Here is a 14,589-nt window from a genome sequence, read left to right as displayed (position 1 = left end):
TTTTTTTGTATATTTACACACGAGTATACAGAAAAACCTTGATTTTAAGGGATTTTTAAGGAATAAAAATTTTTTAAAAAAGATTACTAATATGCTTTACATACTAGTGGAGAAAGAGTATACTGATAGTGAAATAGCTAGTATGTAAAACAAACTAGTTAAAAATGTGAAGAAAGAGGTGAGAAGGATGAAAGAGTCCCAATTACTAAAGGGAGTCTTGGAGGGCTGTGTGCTGGAGATTATTTCTAAAAAGGCCATCTATGGCTATGAATTGATCCAAAGTCTCAAAGAGATGGGATTTGATAAAATTGTCGCTGGGACCATTTATCCCCTGCTTCAAAAATTAGAAAAACAAGGGGTTATTCATGGGGAAATGAGGCCGTCTCCAGATGGTCCTGATCGCAAGTATTTTTCACTCAGTGATGCTGGAAGAGAACGCTTAGAGGAATTTTGGGACCAGTGGCAGGAGCTGGTCACAAAAGTAGAACGTATCAAGAAGGAGGGGGAAGAATGGTAGAAAGTTATACAGAAAAAATGTCCGATGAATTGATTCATTTAAACAAAGAGGATCAAACCTATATGAAAAAAATGGTGGCCTATATTGGGGCCAAGTCCTATTTTTATGATGATGAAGCACTCGGTGAACAACTCTACAATATGGTTTGCGACCTAAAAGTTGCTGAGAAAGAAGGCATACGGGCGGTGGATTATTTTGGAAAGGATCCACGGGCGATGGTGGATCAAGTTCTTTCAGACTTGCCTAAACGCTCTTTAGGATCTTATGTGGGACTAGTCTTTATGCTTGGAGGGATCTTAGTTGGCATGCGTTATTTAATGGATTTTACCTGGATGACGCCACTGAAAATCGAACCCCTGACCTATGTTGTCATTCTACTCAATTTCTTGGTGTTCAGCCAGTTCATTACGTGGCTTTGGTCCAAACAGAGCTATGGTGAAATGAAGTGGTCGTGGGCTACTTTTATCAGTGTGATCAGCCTGATGGTGTTTCTGAACATCGTACGACTATGTTCGATCTATTTTGGCCACATTGGGGGTCTCTTCTTATCAGATGGTTGGGCGATTGTTCTCGCTGTCTTAGTCCTGCTTGGGTTTGCAGTTATGGCCTATAGAAGCAGGAATCGTTTGATGTCGAGTCTACTAGTCCTGGGCCTGACTTTCTTAGTTACTGGATGCTGGATTCGTCTTGTGAATCAGGAAACTGCTCATTTAATAGGCTGGCTACTTCCTCTCATGGGACTAGTCCTGACTCTCATTGTATTTTGTCTCCAAAGAAAGAAGGAAGAAGCATGAAATCAGCAATGTATTATGAAGAAACGCAGGTCTTGATGCAAACCTTTAGCCAAGAGGACCAAGCCTATTTCCAAGATCTCTGGGATTATTTCAATCTTGCAGGTTTCTTATATGAGGAGAAAGCCTTAAGAGAGCAGGTCTATAATCTAGCACTTGACTTTTCGCAAGCAAGCGGAGATGGCCTCACGGCAAAGGATTATTTTGGTCTCGATCCAAAGGGAATGGCAGACCAAATCATCGAAAATATGCCTAAAGAATCGACGCGGTCTGTTTTGAAATATGGGGCTATCTTTTCAGGTATTGTGATTTTTTATCGCCTCTTAAGTGATTTTGCTTCTCAAGCGGTCCTTGTGCTCAAGCCTCTCGTCTATTTGACCGACATCATTTTGGGACTCCTAGCTGTTGGGATGATCTTCTATCTCCTTCGTCGCCTCATTTTTGTGGAAGAAAAAGCAAAAAAAGCAATTTATGTAGCATTCGTTCTAGTTCTAGGATTCTATTTTGTCGGTGAAATAGTGGGCGTCCGTTTCTTACCTGCTCTTGCCTGGCTAGTGGTCCCTAGTCCTTGGGATGCTCTTCTCATGACAGGGGCTAGCGGAGCTCTCATTCTTTGGCAATGGAAAGAAGAGTTTGGACGAGCTTTCATCTTTCCTATCGTCGCCTTTTTAGTGGTTGGATTCTTACATCGCTGGACCTTGGCACAAGGAGTTCAGAATCTTGGTATGACGGTTCTTCTGCCCACAGTGATCATCGTCTTTGGGCTAGTTATTTATTATTGGTTTACGATTCGTGCTTTGAAAAAGAATAGGACGGAAAGTGATAAATAGAAAGAAAAGGGGGGCTGGGACAAAAGTCCTAGCCTCTCAATTGTTTTTGGATTATCGAGCAAGACGCAGTGGTTGAGTGGGCTCTACTACGCTGATTTCATCAGCTTTTACAGCCCTACTCAACTGTGCGGAGGTGGGACGACGAAATCGAATTCTAACGAATTACCGATTTCTGTCCCACTCTCTTTCTTGTCCAAGTATGATAGAATAAACTCATTAGATGGGAGAATATACATGAATCTATTTCGAAAAAAGAGACTTGGGCAAGTACACCCAGGTCTAAATCGCCATTTAAGATTGTGGGATTTGATTATTTTAGGAATCGGTGCCATGGTGGGGACAGGGATCTTCACGATTACGGGTACTGCAGCAGCGAATTTAGCTGGTCCAGCCTTGATTATTTCGATTGTGGTTGCGGCTTTTTGCGTCGGCTTATCTGCCCTCTTCTTTGCAGAATTTGCGTCTCGTATTCCTTCAACCGGTGGAGCCTATAGTTACCTCTATGCCATCTTTGGAGAGTTTCCTGCCTGGATTGCCGGTTGGTTGACTGTGATGGAATTTATGACAGCTGTATCAGGGGTGGCTTCAGGTTGGGCTGCTTATTTCAAGGGCTTGTTGGCCAATCTTGGCTGGAGCCTGCCGACGGCTTTAAACGGGACTTTTGATCCAGCTAAGGGAACTTACGTGGATCTCTTGCCTATTTTGGTCATGGTCCTCGTCACTGCCTTAGTTCTTATGAATGCAAAAGCGGTATTACGTTTTAATTCCTTGCTGGTCTTACTCAAGTTCTCCGCTCTTGCCTTGTTTATCCTTGTGGGGATTTTTCATCTAAACCCTGGCAACTGGGAAAACTTTGCTCCGTATGGATTTGGCGAAATCTATGGTGGTCAGACAGGGATTATAGCTGGAGCTTCGCTCATGTTCTTTGCCTTTCTTGGTTTTGAGTCCATTTCCATGGCGGTCGATGAAATCAAGGAACCACAAAAGAACGTTCCTCGTGGCATTGTCCTTAGTCTTTTGATCACAACTGTTCTTTATATTTTGGTTACCTTAGTTTTGACAGGTATGGTTCCTTTTAAGAACTTAAATGTTGATGATGCAGTAGCCTTTGCCCTTCGTCAGGTCGGAGCCGGCTGGGCTGGAAATTATGTATCGCTGGTCGCGATTTTGACCCTGATTACCGTCTGCATTTCGATGACCTTTGCCCTTTCACGGATGATTTACAGTTTGGCGCGGGATGGGCTTTTGCCAAAAGATATGAAACAGCTCGATCCAAAAACTAAAATTCCAAAAAATGCAACACTAGTAGCTGGGTCGATGGCTGCCATTGCCGGTGGAGTCTTTCCACTAGCCAGTATCGCTTCCTTCTTAAATATCTGTACCTTGGCTTACCTGGTTATGTTGGCTCTTGCCCTCTTGAAATTGCGCAAGGAACACGGGGCTCCTGGACCTGGTGAATTTAAAACACCCTTGGTTCCAGTCCTGCCAATCCTATCGATTGTGGTCTGTCTGTCCTTTATGACCCAGTATTCCCTATCGACCTGGCTGGCCTTCGGAGTTGCTCTCTTGATCGGGGTCGGAATTTATTTCGGCTATGGCTATCGCCATTCAGAAGAAAATCAATAAAACATGAAAGCTAGAGTAGAAGAACTCTGGCTTTTTGTATAGGGAAAGCTCTTTTTTTGGTATAATAAAGGGAGAAGGTTAAATAGATAACAAAGGAGAAAAACATGACATTTGAAGAGATTTTACCAGGCTTAAAGGCTAAGAAAAAATATGTACGAACTGGTTGGGGTGGAGCAGAAAACTATGTCCAATTGTTTGATACCATTGAGCAAAATGGGGTGGCTCTAAAAGTGACGCCTTATTTCCTCATCAACGTCTCTGGTGAGGGTGAAGGTTTCTCCATGTGGAGCCCAACCCCTTGTGATGTCTTAGCCACAGATTGGGTGGAAGTCCATGACTAAAAGAGTCTTGATTACAGGCGTGAGTTCTGGGATTGGTCTGGCTCAAGCTCGTCTCTTTCTAGAAAATGGCTACCAGGTCTATGGGGTGGATCAGGGAGCGGATCCTCAGTTAGCAGGTGATTTTCATTTCTTGCAACGGGACTTGACCCTGGATTTGACGCCGATTTTCGACTGGTGTCCTGAGGTAGAGATCTTGTGCAATACAGCAGGAGTTTTGGATGATTACAAGCCGCTTCTGGAGCAAAGCGCTCAGGAGATTCAGGAGATCTTTGAGATCAACTATGTGACCCCAGTGGAGCTGACACGGCATTATCTGACTCAAATGTTGGAGAATAAAAAAGGTATCATCATCAATATGTGCTCCATTGCTTCTAGCCTGGCAGGAGGAGGCGGTCACGCTTATACCTCTTCCAAGCATGCTCTAGCGGGCTTTACCAAGCAGTTGGCCCTGGATTATGCAGAAGCTGGTGTTCAGGTCTTTGGCATCGCGCCAGGAGCCGTCAAAACAGGCATGACTGCAGCAGATTTTGAACCAGGTGGATTAGCTGACTGGGTAGCCAGTGAGACGCCCATCAAGCGCTGGATTGAGCCAGAGGAAGTAGCAGAAGTCAGCCTCTTTTTGGCAAGCGGGAAGGCATCTGCCATGCAAGGGCAAATCCTGACTATTGATGGTGGTTGGTCTTTGAAGTAATATAGTTGATACTCAGTGGATATGTGGAGGTAAGCTATGAAAAGAGATGAGTTTGGATTTGTATTGCCCAATCTCTACTATCAGTTTTTATCAGAGTGGGAAGAGATTGATCCCTATGAAATTGGAGATACAGGTATCTGTTTGTATGCTAAGGAGGATCTCCAGGAGCGTAATGAGACTTATCAGATTGAGGAAGTAGAGCCAGATTACTTTATGATTGGACAGGAAGGAGATTTGGCTTACTTTATCAAGAAAAATTCTGATGATTGCATTTATGAAAATGACCTGGGTGCTTTAGGCTCCTTAGAGATGAAAATAGTTGCTGCAAATGTTTATGACTTTATTGAAAAGGAACTAAAAGAAGAATTGTAGAAAATTGAAGGGAGTAATCATGTTTAGGATGCTTGATGAAGATTCACCGATTTCAAAAGAAGACCTTTTACAATTTGAGGAGATTCTTGGAAAGAAATTGCCAGAAGTCATGAAAAATTTTTATCTCAAGAACAACGGTGGTCAGCCCCAAGTAAGTGGTGTCCACGATGAACATCACCTCTTTCCTTTCAATTCCTTTAATTCACTTGAGGAAATGAGCAAGTCTCTTACATGGTATGACGATGAGGCTGTGCCTGCAGGATTTAGGGCTACAGACCTTCTCCATTTCGCCTATGATCCTGGTTCTGGCAATTACGCTCTTTCCCTAAGGGAAGAAGATTATGGTATGGTTTGCTTCTATGTTCTAGAAGAAACAGCTGAGATCTACGGTCAATGGGCTTCTTTTGAGGACTTTTTAAACTCTTTTGTTGAAGAGTGAGACGAAAAAGGAGAAGGGATGCGTAAACACCAAGAACTTTTACTAGAGCAGATAATTGAGCAGGTGCGCGTGGACAAGTTGGCATCAGATGATTAAAAACACTTTAAATTTTTTAAAAAAGAATAGAAAGGATTTCAGATGAAGCTACCTGAAGTAGTTGAACAACTGGAAAAACATCCAGACCTACATCTTTATTTAGATAAAGTATTAAAAAAGAATAAGAAAACCCAAGCTACCTATCTCGAATCGCTAAATCATCTGGCTTATTTACTTTATCTGGATGGTCAAGAGGAAATGGCTAAGGAATTATTAGATAGGATCATACAAGTTCCATTTGAAGGGAATTATAACACTTGGTCCTTTGTTGATAGCTCTCTAGTTTTATTGGCTTATCTGGAAAGAGAAAAAGAAAATCAGGTACTCCTCTATAAAAAACTCCTTTTATCTCCATTAGAACAAGGGGAGGAATCAACTCAAAAAATAAGAAGGAGAGTTCATCAGAGATTTTTGAATGGTGATAGCTTGGAGCAAAAGCTTGCAAAAATCGAGCAGGCTCCAAGCCCTGAATCAGAAATGGAACGTCGTCTGCTATACCTGACAGATTTATTGAAGATTCACCTTTTTATTGATGAGTCAACTTGTGAAGAGACAGATATTCGGACAAAAATCGAAGAGAATATAGAGATACTAAAGAAGTATATCAAGGAGCATGAAATCTTTAGCCTATTTCCTTTTAAGGGATAAGGTAAGTTATTGATCTTGGACTTTTAGAAAAGAGTAGAATATGGAAATCAAAAAACACTTTGGTGTATACGGAGTCTGTCTTCAAGAGGGGAAACTGCTCTGCATTGAAAAAAAAAGAGGCCCTTAACAGCATCGTTTTGATCTACCGGGTGGTAGCCAGGAACTAGGAGAAGGGCTGACTGAAACCCTCAAGAGAGAAGTTCTGGAGGAGACAGGCTATACGCTTAGCAATTATTCAAATCCTAGGATGTATGACGTGATGGTTCAAGAAGAGGGCAAAGATTTCGCTGTACACCATATCATGGCCTTTTATGATATCGTACTCGATTTCGAGAGCTCTCAACAATCCCTTCCTCAGGAGGTTCTTGATGGAAGTAATGATTCAGCCAATGCCATTTGGTTGAATGTGGAAGACATTACTGCCGACAATGCTTCTCCTTTAGTATTGAAGGTGAAGGCAGAGTTAGGAGGATTTCCAGAATTAGAACTGACAAGCTATAGAAATTGGAAGGTTAAAGAAAAGAAGGAGAACCAATGACACCTCAAGAAATGTGGAATGCCTACAAGCAGATTAACCCCTCGATTGGAGATGAGATAGATGCCTGGGCCTTTGGAGTGGATCCAGACCTTTTAGCGGAACTGGTCTTTAAAGGCGAAAAAACAGCAACAGCTTCAGCTTATGACCTCTACGCAGTAGAGGACGAACTCCTTCCACAAGAAGGGACCTTTGATGTTATTTTAGACAGTCAAGATCAAGCTGTCTGCATTGTTGAAATTACAAAGGTTTCCGTTCAGCCTTTTCATCAAGTGTCAGCCGACCATGCCTATAAAGAAGGCGAAGGAGACAAATCTCTGGCTTATTGGCGTCAGGTTCATGAAGACTTTTTCAAAGACTGTTTAGGAGAAGCGGGACTAACTTTTACACCTTATAGCAAGGTGGTTTTAGAAGAATTTCGCAAGGTTTATCCATTATAGAACGAGGCTGGGCAAAAACTGTCCAGCCTTCGATGTTTAATAGGAATAACTGTATGACGCAGTGGTTGATTGCTCAAAGCACTGCTTTTAGGTGGTGGATAGGACTTGCGAAGCAAGGTTCCTAAGTATTTGTTCGTTATTTAGCTCCAAAGATGACCTATGAAGACGGATAACAATGTTTTCTTTATCTGCAACCTCCAACAGTCTCCCAGACTGTTGGAGCTGTGCGAGGGTGGGGAAATTGAATAGGTTTGGGGAACCTTTTCAACTTTTGTTTAATTAGTCGAAGTTCTTTCCCACTCCCTTTGATTTAGGTCTTATTTTCCAAAAGGGGTGAAAAATGGTATAATAACTACGATATTGTAAAGAAAAGAGAATGTATATGCCAAATTATGCCATTATTTTAGCTGCGGGTAAGGGAACTCGCATGAAGTCAGATTTGCCTAAGGTTCTTCACAAGGTTGCTGGGATCTCTATGTTGGAACATGTTTTCCGTAGTGTTGGAGCCATCTCACCTGAAAAGACTGTAACGGTTGTGGGCCACAAGGCGGAATTGGTAGAGCAAGTCTTAGCGGGACAAACAGACTTTGTTAAGCAAACGGAGCAGTTAGGAACTGGTCATGCGGTAATGATGGCAGAGCCAGTCTTGGAAGGTCTTGAAGGGCATACTCTCGTCATTGCAGGTGATACTCCTTTGATTACGGGTGAAAGCCTCAAACACTTGATCGACTTCCATATCAACCACAAAAATGTGGCAACGATTTTGACAGCCGAAGCAGCGAATCCATTTGGCTATGGTCGGATTGTCCGTAACGACAATGCGGAAGTGCTTCGAATCGTCGAGCAAAAAGATGCGACAGAATATGAACAACAAATCAAGGAAATCAATACAGGGACTTATGTCTTTGACAATGCGCGTCTCTTTGAAGCCTTGAAGAATATCAATACAAACAATGCCCAAGGCGAATACTATATTACGGATGTCATCGGAATTTTCCGTGAGGCAGGGGAGAAAGTTGGAGCCTATACTCTGAAAGATTTTGATGAAAGTCTTGGGGTTAACGACCGCGTGGCTCTTGCAACAGCAGAAGGCGTCATGCGTCGTCGCATTAACCAAGCCCACATGGTTAATGGAGTGAGCTTTGTTAACCCTGATGCGACCTATATCGATGTCGATGTTGAGATCGCACCAGAAGTGCAAATCGAAGCCAATGTTACCCTAAAAGGGCACACAAAAGTTGGGGCTGAGACAGTTTTAACCAATGGAACCTATATCGTGGATAGTGAAATTGGTGCAGGTGCCGTTATTACTAACTCTATGATTGAAGAAAGCACCGTAGCCGATGGCGTGACAGTAGGACCATATGCTCATATTCGTCCAGGATCTAGCCTCGCCAAAGATGTCCATATTGGAAACTTTGTCGAAGTCAAAGGTTCGTCTATCGGCGAAAATACCAAAGCTGGTCATTTGACTTACATTGGCAACTGCCAAGTTGGCAGCAACGTCAATTTTGGTGCAGGAACTATCACGGTGAATTATGATGGCCAACACAAGTTTAAAACGACGATTGGAAACAATGTTTTTGTCGGATCCAATTCGACGATTATTGCGCCAGTTGAATTAGGGGACAATTCCTTAGTCGGTGCTGGATCAACTATTACCAAGGATGTACCAGCTGATGCGATTGCGATCGGTCGTAGCCGTCAAGTGAATAAAGAAGAGTATGCTCTTCGTTTGCCACACCATCCTAAAAATAAATAGGAGAATCTCATGCAATTTGAAGAAAAAACCATTGAGCGCAAGGAAATTTATCAGGGACCGATTTTCCAAGTGGTGACTGATCAAGTAGAACTACCCGCTGGAAAAGGTCAAGCTCAGCGTGATTTAATTTTTCATAATGGAGCAGTAGCGGTTTTACCGATCACAGATGAGGGCAAGACTATTTTGGTCAAGCAGTACCGCAAGGCGATCGAGAGGACTTCAGTAGAGATCCCTGCAGGGAAGTTGGAAAATGGTGAAAATGCGGATCCTCAAGCAGCTGCTCTGCGTGAATTGGAAGAAGAAATTGGTTACACAGCGGAACTAGAGTTGTTGTATGATTTTTATTCTGCCATTGGATTTTGCAACGAGCGGATCAAACTCTATGCTGCGACCAATTTGAAAAAAGTGGAACATCCACGCCCACAAGATGAAGATGAGACCTTGGAGTTATTAGAAGTGACCTTGAAGGAAGCGAAAGATTTGATCCTTTCTGGTGAAATCTGTGATGCCAAGACCATCATGGCTATCCAATATTGGGACTTAATCAATAAATAGAGGAGGATCCGATGGGAAAACCTTTATTAACCGATGAAATGATTGAACGAGCAAGGCGAGGAGAGGACATCACCGGTCCTAAAATGATCGATGCTGAAGAGACGAAAATTATTCGGACAGATCACAGAGGATTTGGCTATGAACGTCCTATGAGAGAAAGCCGTATGGAACGTCCGCAAGAGCGTTATTCTCAGGATACGGTGCAGATCCAAGTGGAGCCCACAGTGACCAAGAGTCGTCGCATTGAAGAGCGCAAACAAAGTGTGGTCCAATCCAAACTCAATAAGATTTTGTTCTGGATCATTGTGCTCCTCATTGTCTTGATCATTGCTATTTGGCGTCTATAAGGTCGTCACAAGGAGAGAAATGACATGAAAATTGGAATTATTGCAGCCATGCCCCAGGAGTTGAAGATCTTGGTTGAAGCCCTTGAAAATGGGGAAAAGCATCTGCGTCTTGGAAAAGTCTACTATACAGGATCAATTGGACGCCATGAGGTCGTTTTGGTTGAAAGTGGTATCGGAAAAGTCATGTCTGCTATGAGTGTAGCAGTCTTGGCCAATGATTTTAAGGTGGAAGCCATTATCAATACGGGTTCTGCAGGTGCCGTTGCCCCAGGGATGGCTGTTGGAGATATCGTTCTTGCGGACAAATTGGCTTATCATGATGTGGATGTAACAGCCTTTGGCTACAAGTATGGTCAAATGGCAGGCCAACCGCTTTACTTTGAATCCAGTCGCTATTTCGTATCAGAAATGAAAAAAGTTCTGGAAGAAGAAGCTGCAACCACACATGTAGGCTTGATCACAACAGGAGATAGCTTTATCGCGAGTGAAGAAAGAGTCGCAGCCATTCGGGAGCATTTCCCAGAAGTATTGGCAGTTGAGATGGAAGGGGCAGCCGTTGCCCAAGCCGCTCACGCAGCTGGACGTCCCTTCATGGTCATTCGAGCTATGAGTGATACGGCAGATCACGCAGCCAACATCTCATTTGATGAATTTATCGTAGAGGCTGGCGAACGCTCTGCTCAAATCCTGATTACCTTCTTGAAGAGATTGGTGTAGAAAAAATATAGGGAGATGGACCATGTATCGTGAATCGTATTTTGATGGAGGCTTATTTTCATATATTGGCCATGTTTTATTAGCAACCTTCATTACAGTATTTACTTTTGGGATTTGTGCTCCTTGGGGCGTGTGCATTATGTATAACTGGAAGGTCAAGCATACCGTGATTGATGGTCGTCGTCAGTACTTTGACGGCACGGCTATGCAGTTATTTGGAAATTGGATCAAATGGTGGTTCTTTACCATCATTACATTTGGGATCTATGTGTTCTGGTTAAATATCAAGGTCACTCAATGGATTACCAAGCATACTCATTTTATAGACTAATTGAAAAGGACTCGTCTACGGACTAGTCTTTTTCTGAAGCCGATTCTTTTAGAAATAGGGTGCTTTCATGCTATAATAAAGATTAGTAATGTAAAGGAGAAATGATGGTTTTATCAAAGAAACGGGCACGTCATGTGATCGAAGAAATTATCGCCCTTTTTCCAGATGCCAAGCCAAGTCTGGATTTTCGTAATCATTTTGAATTACTAGTGGCAGTTATGCTCTCAGCTCAGACGACAGACGCGGCTGTTAACAAAGCGACACCAGGTTTGTTTGCGGCTTTTCCAACCCCGCAAGCCATGGCAGCAGCCAGTGAGGCCGATATCGCCAAGCATATTTCTAAATTAGGCCTCTATCGAAATAAGGCCAAATTTCTCAAAAAATGTGCCCAACAATTGCTGGATAACTTTGATGGGCAAGTACCTCAGACTCGCGAAGAGTTAGAAAGTTTAGCAGGAGTAGGACGCAAGACAGCCAATGTGGTCATGAGTGTAGGTTTTGGGATTCCAGCCTTTGCTGTCGATACCCATGTGGAGCGGATCTGCAAGCACCATGATATTGTCAAGAAATCAGCGACGCCATTGGAAGTTGAAAAGCGGGTCATGGATGTTCTGCCAAAGAGCGAATGGCTGGCGGCTCACCAAGCCATGATTTATTTTGGGCGGGCTATCTGCCACCCCAAAAATCCTGAATGCGATCAGTACCCACAACTCTATCATTTTGATTAGAAATCAGTCCCTCTGCTCGAAAGAGCAGAGGTTCTTTTTTTCGCTGAAACGTATATTTATTAAAAGGATTAAAAGATGAGGTTTTACAAGTCTGTAATGGTATGTGATAAGACTTGCCTATCCAGCATCTATGAGATCAATTTCAAAATGCTTTTCTTGACATCTTATTATATTCATTCAGAAATAACGAACTTTTTTAAAATAAATTTGGTTTTTTTTAAGAAATAGTGTATAATGGTAGAAAATCTAACATAAGGAGATAGTGATGAAAGCAAAAAAACTGTTAGCTCTTGCAGGAGTTTCTGTTGCAGGTGCCTTTCTCTTAGCAGCGTGTGGCGGTGGTAGTAGCAATCAAGCAACCTACTCATTCGTATATTCAGCGGATCCAAATACATTGGATTATATCGCTGCAACTCGTACAACGACTTCAGATATCACAAGTAACCTTGTAGATGGTCTTCTTGAAAACGACCGATACGGAAATTTTGTGCCAAGTCTAGCAGAAGATTGGACTGTCTCTGAAGATGGATTAACCTATACTTACAAACTTCGTAAGGATGCCAAATGGTATACAAGTGAGGGTGAAGAGTATGGTGCTGTAACAGCTCAAGACTTTGTTACAGGGATCAAACACGCGGTTGAGTCAAAATCAGAAGGTCTCTTCTTGATTCAAAATTCGATCAAAGGTTTGGATGCCTATGTAAAAGGAGAAACGAAGGACTTTAAAACAGTTGGAGTCAAAGCTTTAGACGACCACACCATCCAATATACCTTGGTCCGTCCAGAAAGCTTCTGGAACTCAAAAACAACTTCAGGTGTTCTTTTCCCAGTCAATGCAGATTTCTTGAAATCTCAAGGAAAAGATTTTGGTTCGTTGAAACCTAGTAGCATCTTATACAATGGTCCATATTACTTGAAATCATTGACTTCAAAATCTGAGATTCAATTGGTCAAGAACAAAGACTATTACGATGCAAAAAATGTTCATATCGACAATGTCAAATTGACCTTTAACGATGGATCAAACCCAGATTCTATCATTAAGAACTTTGAAAAAGGTCAATATTCCTTTGCCTCTGTTATGCCAAACAGTTCGACGTATAAGAGCGTCAAGAAAAACTTTGGTGACAACATTGTCTACGGTTTGCAATTGGGAACATCTTACTATCTTGGATTCAACTTGGACCGTCAAAAGTATGATCACACAGCCAAAACAACGGATGAACAAAAAGCTTCTGCCAAGAAAGCAATCTTGAATAAGGATTTCCGTCAAGCGGTGAACTTTGCCTTTGACCGCAAATCTTATGCGGCGCAAGTATCTGGATCTGACGCGGCTGAAAATACCCTTCGTAGCACCTTGGTGCCACCAACTTATGTCCAAGTCAATGGAGAAGATTTTGGTAAAGTGGTTGAAAAACAATTGGTTACCTATGGGGATCAATGGAAGGGTGTGAATCTGGACGATGGTCAAACAAGCCTGTATAGCCCAGAAAAAGCCAAGGCTTCATTTGCGAAAGCCAAAGCTGAATTGCAAAAACAAGGAGTTCAATTCCCAATTCATTTGGACTACATTGTCAGCCAAGTGGACAACAGCATGGTCCAACAAGCGAGCTCTTTCAAACAATCTGTAGAGTCAGCGCTTGGTGCAGACAATGTTGTAGTGGATCTTCAAAAGGTATCGGATGATGATTTCCAAAATATCACCTACTTCAGTGATACAGCTGCTGCAAGAGACTACGATATCTCAGGCGGTGGATGGCAACCTGACTACCAAGATCCATCGACTTACCTCGAAAGTATCAGCCCAGTAAATGGTTCTGTCTTCTACTATCTTGGTATTGATGCAGGTTCAAACAACCCAGCCATTGCAACAGTTGGGTTGGATCAATACGCTAACATGTTGAAAGATGCCGATGCTGAATTGTTGGATCAAGCAAAACGCTATGAAAAATATGCAGCAGCGCAAGCTTGGTTGACAGATAGCTCGATTACGCTTCCAACTGTCTCAAATGGTGGTGCTCCAATGCTTCAACGGACCGTACCATACAGCCGTGCTTCTTCATGGGTAGGTACTAAAGGAACAGGAACATTCTACAAATACCTTGAAATGTCTAAAGATGTTGTCACCACAAAAGACTTTAACAAGGCCAAAGAAGAATGGTTGAAGAAAAAAGCCGAATCCAATAAAAAAGCTCAAGAAGATCTCAAAGATCACATTGAGAAGAAAAAATAAAAAAATCAATCATTGGTCTATCAATGAAGATAAAAAAGTCGGAGCCGTCATGTGAAGGCTCCGTTTTTTTTTTAATGTCTCGAAAGTCAGTCTGTCTCATTTTTTAAGATGAAAGATAAATAAATCACCCGCTATTGAACTGTACTCCAAATAATAGATTTTTGGGTATAGCTCATAGACGGGTGATGGTTATTCTATTCACTAAATCTTAAAAAATAGCCGTCTGGATCCAGAACTGCAAATTCATGAGGATAGATATAATGATCACCAACACGAAATTTTCTTTTAATTAATGGGCGATAAATAGGATAGTTGGATTCTAACAACTTCTGATAGAGTTTAGGAACATCCTTTATTCCAAAGGAGATGTTAATTCCTTGGCCAAATGGGTAAGCAAGTTCAGTTAGTTCATTATCTGTCCCCTCCTCTATCATTAGCTGGCAATCTTCGAGAGAAAGGAAAAGGAAGTTCTCTTCTGGTCGCCCGTATTCGATGGTAAAACCAAGTAAATCACAGTAGAAGGAACGGGACTGCTCTAAATCCGATACAATAAACTCAGGAATCACTGCATTGAAATTCATAAAGAACAT

General features: G+C 42.2%; 18 protein-coding genes and 1 pseudogene. 18 read left to right on the top strand and 1 reads right to left on the bottom strand.

Going from position 1 to position 14,589, the window contains the following annotated elements:
• Nucleotides 1-187: 187 nt before the first annotated feature.
• The 18 genes and pseudogenes from SM121_RS08625 to SM121_RS08540 all read left to right on the top strand — a co-directional run bounded on the left by SM121_RS08625 (nt 188) and on the right by SM121_RS08540 (nt 13,999).
• A complete protein-coding gene (locus SM121_RS08625) occupies nt 188-517 on the top strand; it encodes a PadR family transcriptional regulator (protein ID WP_003012258.1) in 330 nt (109 codons plus the stop codon).
• Entirely contained in the window at nt 511-1,311 is an 801-nt protein-coding gene (locus tag SM121_RS08620) for a hypothetical protein (protein WP_155171479.1), read from the top strand. The genes SM121_RS08625 and SM121_RS08620 overlap by 7 nt, the downstream gene beginning before the upstream one ends.
• Entirely contained in the window at nt 1,308-2,138 is an 831-nt protein-coding gene (locus tag SM121_RS08615) for a hypothetical protein (RefSeq protein WP_155171481.1), read from the top strand. Before SM121_RS08620 ends, SM121_RS08615 begins: the two co-directional genes overlap by 4 nt.
• 234 nt (nt 2,139-2,372) lie before the next feature.
• Nucleotides 2,373-3,764, top strand: a complete 1,392-nt coding sequence (locus SM121_RS08610) for an APC family permease (RefSeq protein ID WP_155125566.1) — start codon at nt 2,373-2,375, stop codon at nt 3,762-3,764.
• Nucleotides 3,765-3,868: 104 nt separating this feature from the next.
• Entirely contained in the window at nt 3,869-4,105 is a 237-nt protein-coding gene (locus SM121_RS08605; protein WP_050242411.1) for a DUF2829 domain-containing protein, read from the top strand.
• Nucleotides 4,098-4,796 (top strand): 3-oxoacyl-ACP reductase, encoded by a 699-nt coding sequence (locus SM121_RS08600; RefSeq protein ID WP_155125568.1) that lies wholly within the window; start codon nt 4,098-4,100, stop codon nt 4,794-4,796. Before SM121_RS08605 ends, SM121_RS08600 begins: the two co-directional genes overlap by 8 nt.
• Nucleotides 4,797-4,832: 36 nt before the next feature.
• On the top strand, nt 4,833-5,168 hold the full coding sequence (locus SM121_RS08595) for a hypothetical protein (protein ID WP_155125570.1): 336 nt from the start codon (nt 4,833-4,835) through the stop codon (nt 5,166-5,168).
• Nucleotides 5,169-5,187: 19 nt separating this feature from the next.
• Complete coding sequence (locus tag SM121_RS08590; RefSeq protein WP_155125572.1) at nt 5,188-5,607, top strand: SMI1/KNR4 family protein; 420 nt, start codon at nt 5,188-5,190, stop codon at nt 5,605-5,607.
• A 138-nt stretch (nt 5,608-5,745) separates the two neighbouring features.
• Nucleotides 5,746-6,351, top strand: coding sequence for a DUF6707 family protein (locus tag SM121_RS08585; protein ID WP_155125574.1), 606 nt, complete (start codon nt 5,746-5,748; stop codon nt 6,349-6,351).
• Nucleotides 6,352-6,391: 40 nt separating this feature from the next.
• Nucleotides 6,392-6,889 (top strand): annotated as a pseudogene (locus SM121_RS08580) (NUDIX hydrolase).
• Nucleotides 6,886-7,326, top strand: a complete 441-nt coding sequence (locus SM121_RS08575; protein WP_155125578.1) for an ASCH domain-containing protein — start codon at nt 6,886-6,888, stop codon at nt 7,324-7,326. The pseudogene SM121_RS08580 and the gene SM121_RS08575 overlap by 4 nt, the downstream one beginning before the upstream one ends.
• Before the next feature lie 382 nt (nt 7,327-7,708).
• Nucleotides 7,709-9,088 carry a bifunctional UDP-N-acetylglucosamine diphosphorylase/glucosamine-1-phosphate N-acetyltransferase GlmU gene (glmU, locus tag SM121_RS08570; protein WP_320911327.1) on the top strand — a complete coding sequence of 460 codons (1,380 nt, stop codon included), beginning with the start codon at nt 7,709-7,711 and terminating at the stop codon, nt 9,086-9,088.
• 9 nt (nt 9,089-9,097) lie between these two features.
• Nucleotides 9,098-9,643 (top strand): NUDIX hydrolase, encoded by a 546-nt coding sequence (locus tag SM121_RS08565; protein WP_320910863.1) that lies wholly within the window; start codon nt 9,098-9,100, stop codon nt 9,641-9,643.
• Between the two features lie 11 nt (nt 9,644-9,654).
• Nucleotides 9,655-9,990, top strand: coding sequence for a cell wall synthase accessory phosphoprotein MacP (gene macP, locus SM121_RS08560; RefSeq protein WP_004219826.1), 336 nt, complete (start codon nt 9,655-9,657; stop codon nt 9,988-9,990).
• 24 nt (nt 9,991-10,014) lie between these two features.
• A complete protein-coding gene (locus SM121_RS08555) occupies nt 10,015-10,707 on the top strand; it encodes a 5'-methylthioadenosine/adenosylhomocysteine nucleosidase (protein WP_320910862.1) in 693 nt (230 codons plus the stop codon).
• Nucleotides 10,708-10,729: 22 nt separating this feature from the next.
• On the top strand, nt 10,730-11,038 hold the full coding sequence (locus tag SM121_RS08550; RefSeq protein ID WP_049473168.1) for a YjgN family protein: 309 nt from the start codon (nt 10,730-10,732) through the stop codon (nt 11,036-11,038).
• Between the two features lie 104 nt (nt 11,039-11,142).
• Nucleotides 11,143-11,766, top strand: a complete 624-nt coding sequence (gene nth, locus SM121_RS08545; protein ID WP_003006251.1) for an endonuclease III — start codon at nt 11,143-11,145, stop codon at nt 11,764-11,766.
• 265 nt (nt 11,767-12,031) lie between these two features.
• Nucleotides 12,032-13,999: a peptide ABC transporter substrate-binding protein gene (locus SM121_RS08540; protein WP_155125588.1), complete on the top strand. Its 1,968-nt coding sequence runs from the start codon at nt 12,032-12,034 to the stop codon at nt 13,997-13,999.
• Between the two features lie 194 nt (nt 14,000-14,193).
• Here the strand turns inward: SM121_RS08540 and SM121_RS08535 are convergent, their stop codons facing one another.
• Complete coding sequence (locus SM121_RS08535; protein WP_155125590.1) at nt 14,194-14,580, bottom strand: bleomycin resistance protein; 387 nt, start codon at nt 14,578-14,580, stop codon at nt 14,194-14,196.
• Between the last annotated feature and the right edge of the window lie 9 nt (nt 14,581-14,589).

Origin of the sequence: Streptococcus sp. S1 (assembly GCF_034137685.1) — a bacterium.
Lineage (GTDB): Bacteria > Bacillota > Bacilli > Lactobacillales > Streptococcaceae > Streptococcus > Streptococcus dentalis.
This window is presented reverse-complemented; position numbering and strand designations above follow the sequence as displayed.

Coding starts and splice junctions, on each gene's coding strand:
- SM121_RS08625 (WP_003012258.1), top strand. CDS start 188: ATGAAAGAGTCCCAATTACTAAAGGGAGTCTTGGAGGGCTGTGTGCTG.
- SM121_RS08620 (WP_155171479.1), top strand. CDS start 511: ATGGTAGAAAGTTATACAGAAAAAATGTCCGATGAATTGATTCATTTA.
- SM121_RS08615 (WP_155171481.1), top strand. CDS start 1,308: ATGAAATCAGCAATGTATTATGAAGAAACGCAGGTCTTGATGCAAACC.
- SM121_RS08610 (WP_155125566.1), top strand. CDS start 2,373: ATGAATCTATTTCGAAAAAAGAGACTTGGGCAAGTACACCCAGGTCTA.
- SM121_RS08605 (WP_050242411.1), top strand. CDS start 3,869: ATGACATTTGAAGAGATTTTACCAGGCTTAAAGGCTAAGAAAAAATAT.
- SM121_RS08600 (WP_155125568.1), top strand. CDS start 4,098: ATGACTAAAAGAGTCTTGATTACAGGCGTGAGTTCTGGGATTGGTCTG.
- SM121_RS08595 (WP_155125570.1), top strand. CDS start 4,833: ATGAAAAGAGATGAGTTTGGATTTGTATTGCCCAATCTCTACTATCAG.
- SM121_RS08590 (WP_155125572.1), top strand. CDS start 5,188: ATGTTTAGGATGCTTGATGAAGATTCACCGATTTCAAAAGAAGACCTT.
- SM121_RS08585 (WP_155125574.1), top strand. CDS start 5,746: ATGAAGCTACCTGAAGTAGTTGAACAACTGGAAAAACATCCAGACCTA.
- SM121_RS08575 (WP_155125578.1), top strand. CDS start 6,886: ATGACACCTCAAGAAATGTGGAATGCCTACAAGCAGATTAACCCCTCG.
- glmU (WP_320911327.1), top strand. CDS start 7,709: ATGCCAAATTATGCCATTATTTTAGCTGCGGGTAAGGGAACTCGCATG.
- SM121_RS08565 (WP_320910863.1), top strand. CDS start 9,098: ATGCAATTTGAAGAAAAAACCATTGAGCGCAAGGAAATTTATCAGGGA.
- macP (WP_004219826.1), top strand. CDS start 9,655: ATGGGAAAACCTTTATTAACCGATGAAATGATTGAACGAGCAAGGCGA.
- SM121_RS08555 (WP_320910862.1), top strand. CDS start 10,015: ATGAAAATTGGAATTATTGCAGCCATGCCCCAGGAGTTGAAGATCTTG.
- SM121_RS08550 (WP_049473168.1), top strand. CDS start 10,730: ATGTATCGTGAATCGTATTTTGATGGAGGCTTATTTTCATATATTGGC.
- nth (WP_003006251.1), top strand. CDS start 11,143: ATGGTTTTATCAAAGAAACGGGCACGTCATGTGATCGAAGAAATTATC.
- SM121_RS08540 (WP_155125588.1), top strand. CDS start 12,032: ATGAAAGCAAAAAAACTGTTAGCTCTTGCAGGAGTTTCTGTTGCAGGT.
- SM121_RS08535 (WP_155125590.1), bottom strand. CDS start 14,580: ATGAATTTCAATGCAGTGATTCCTGAGTTTATTGTATCGGATTTAGAG.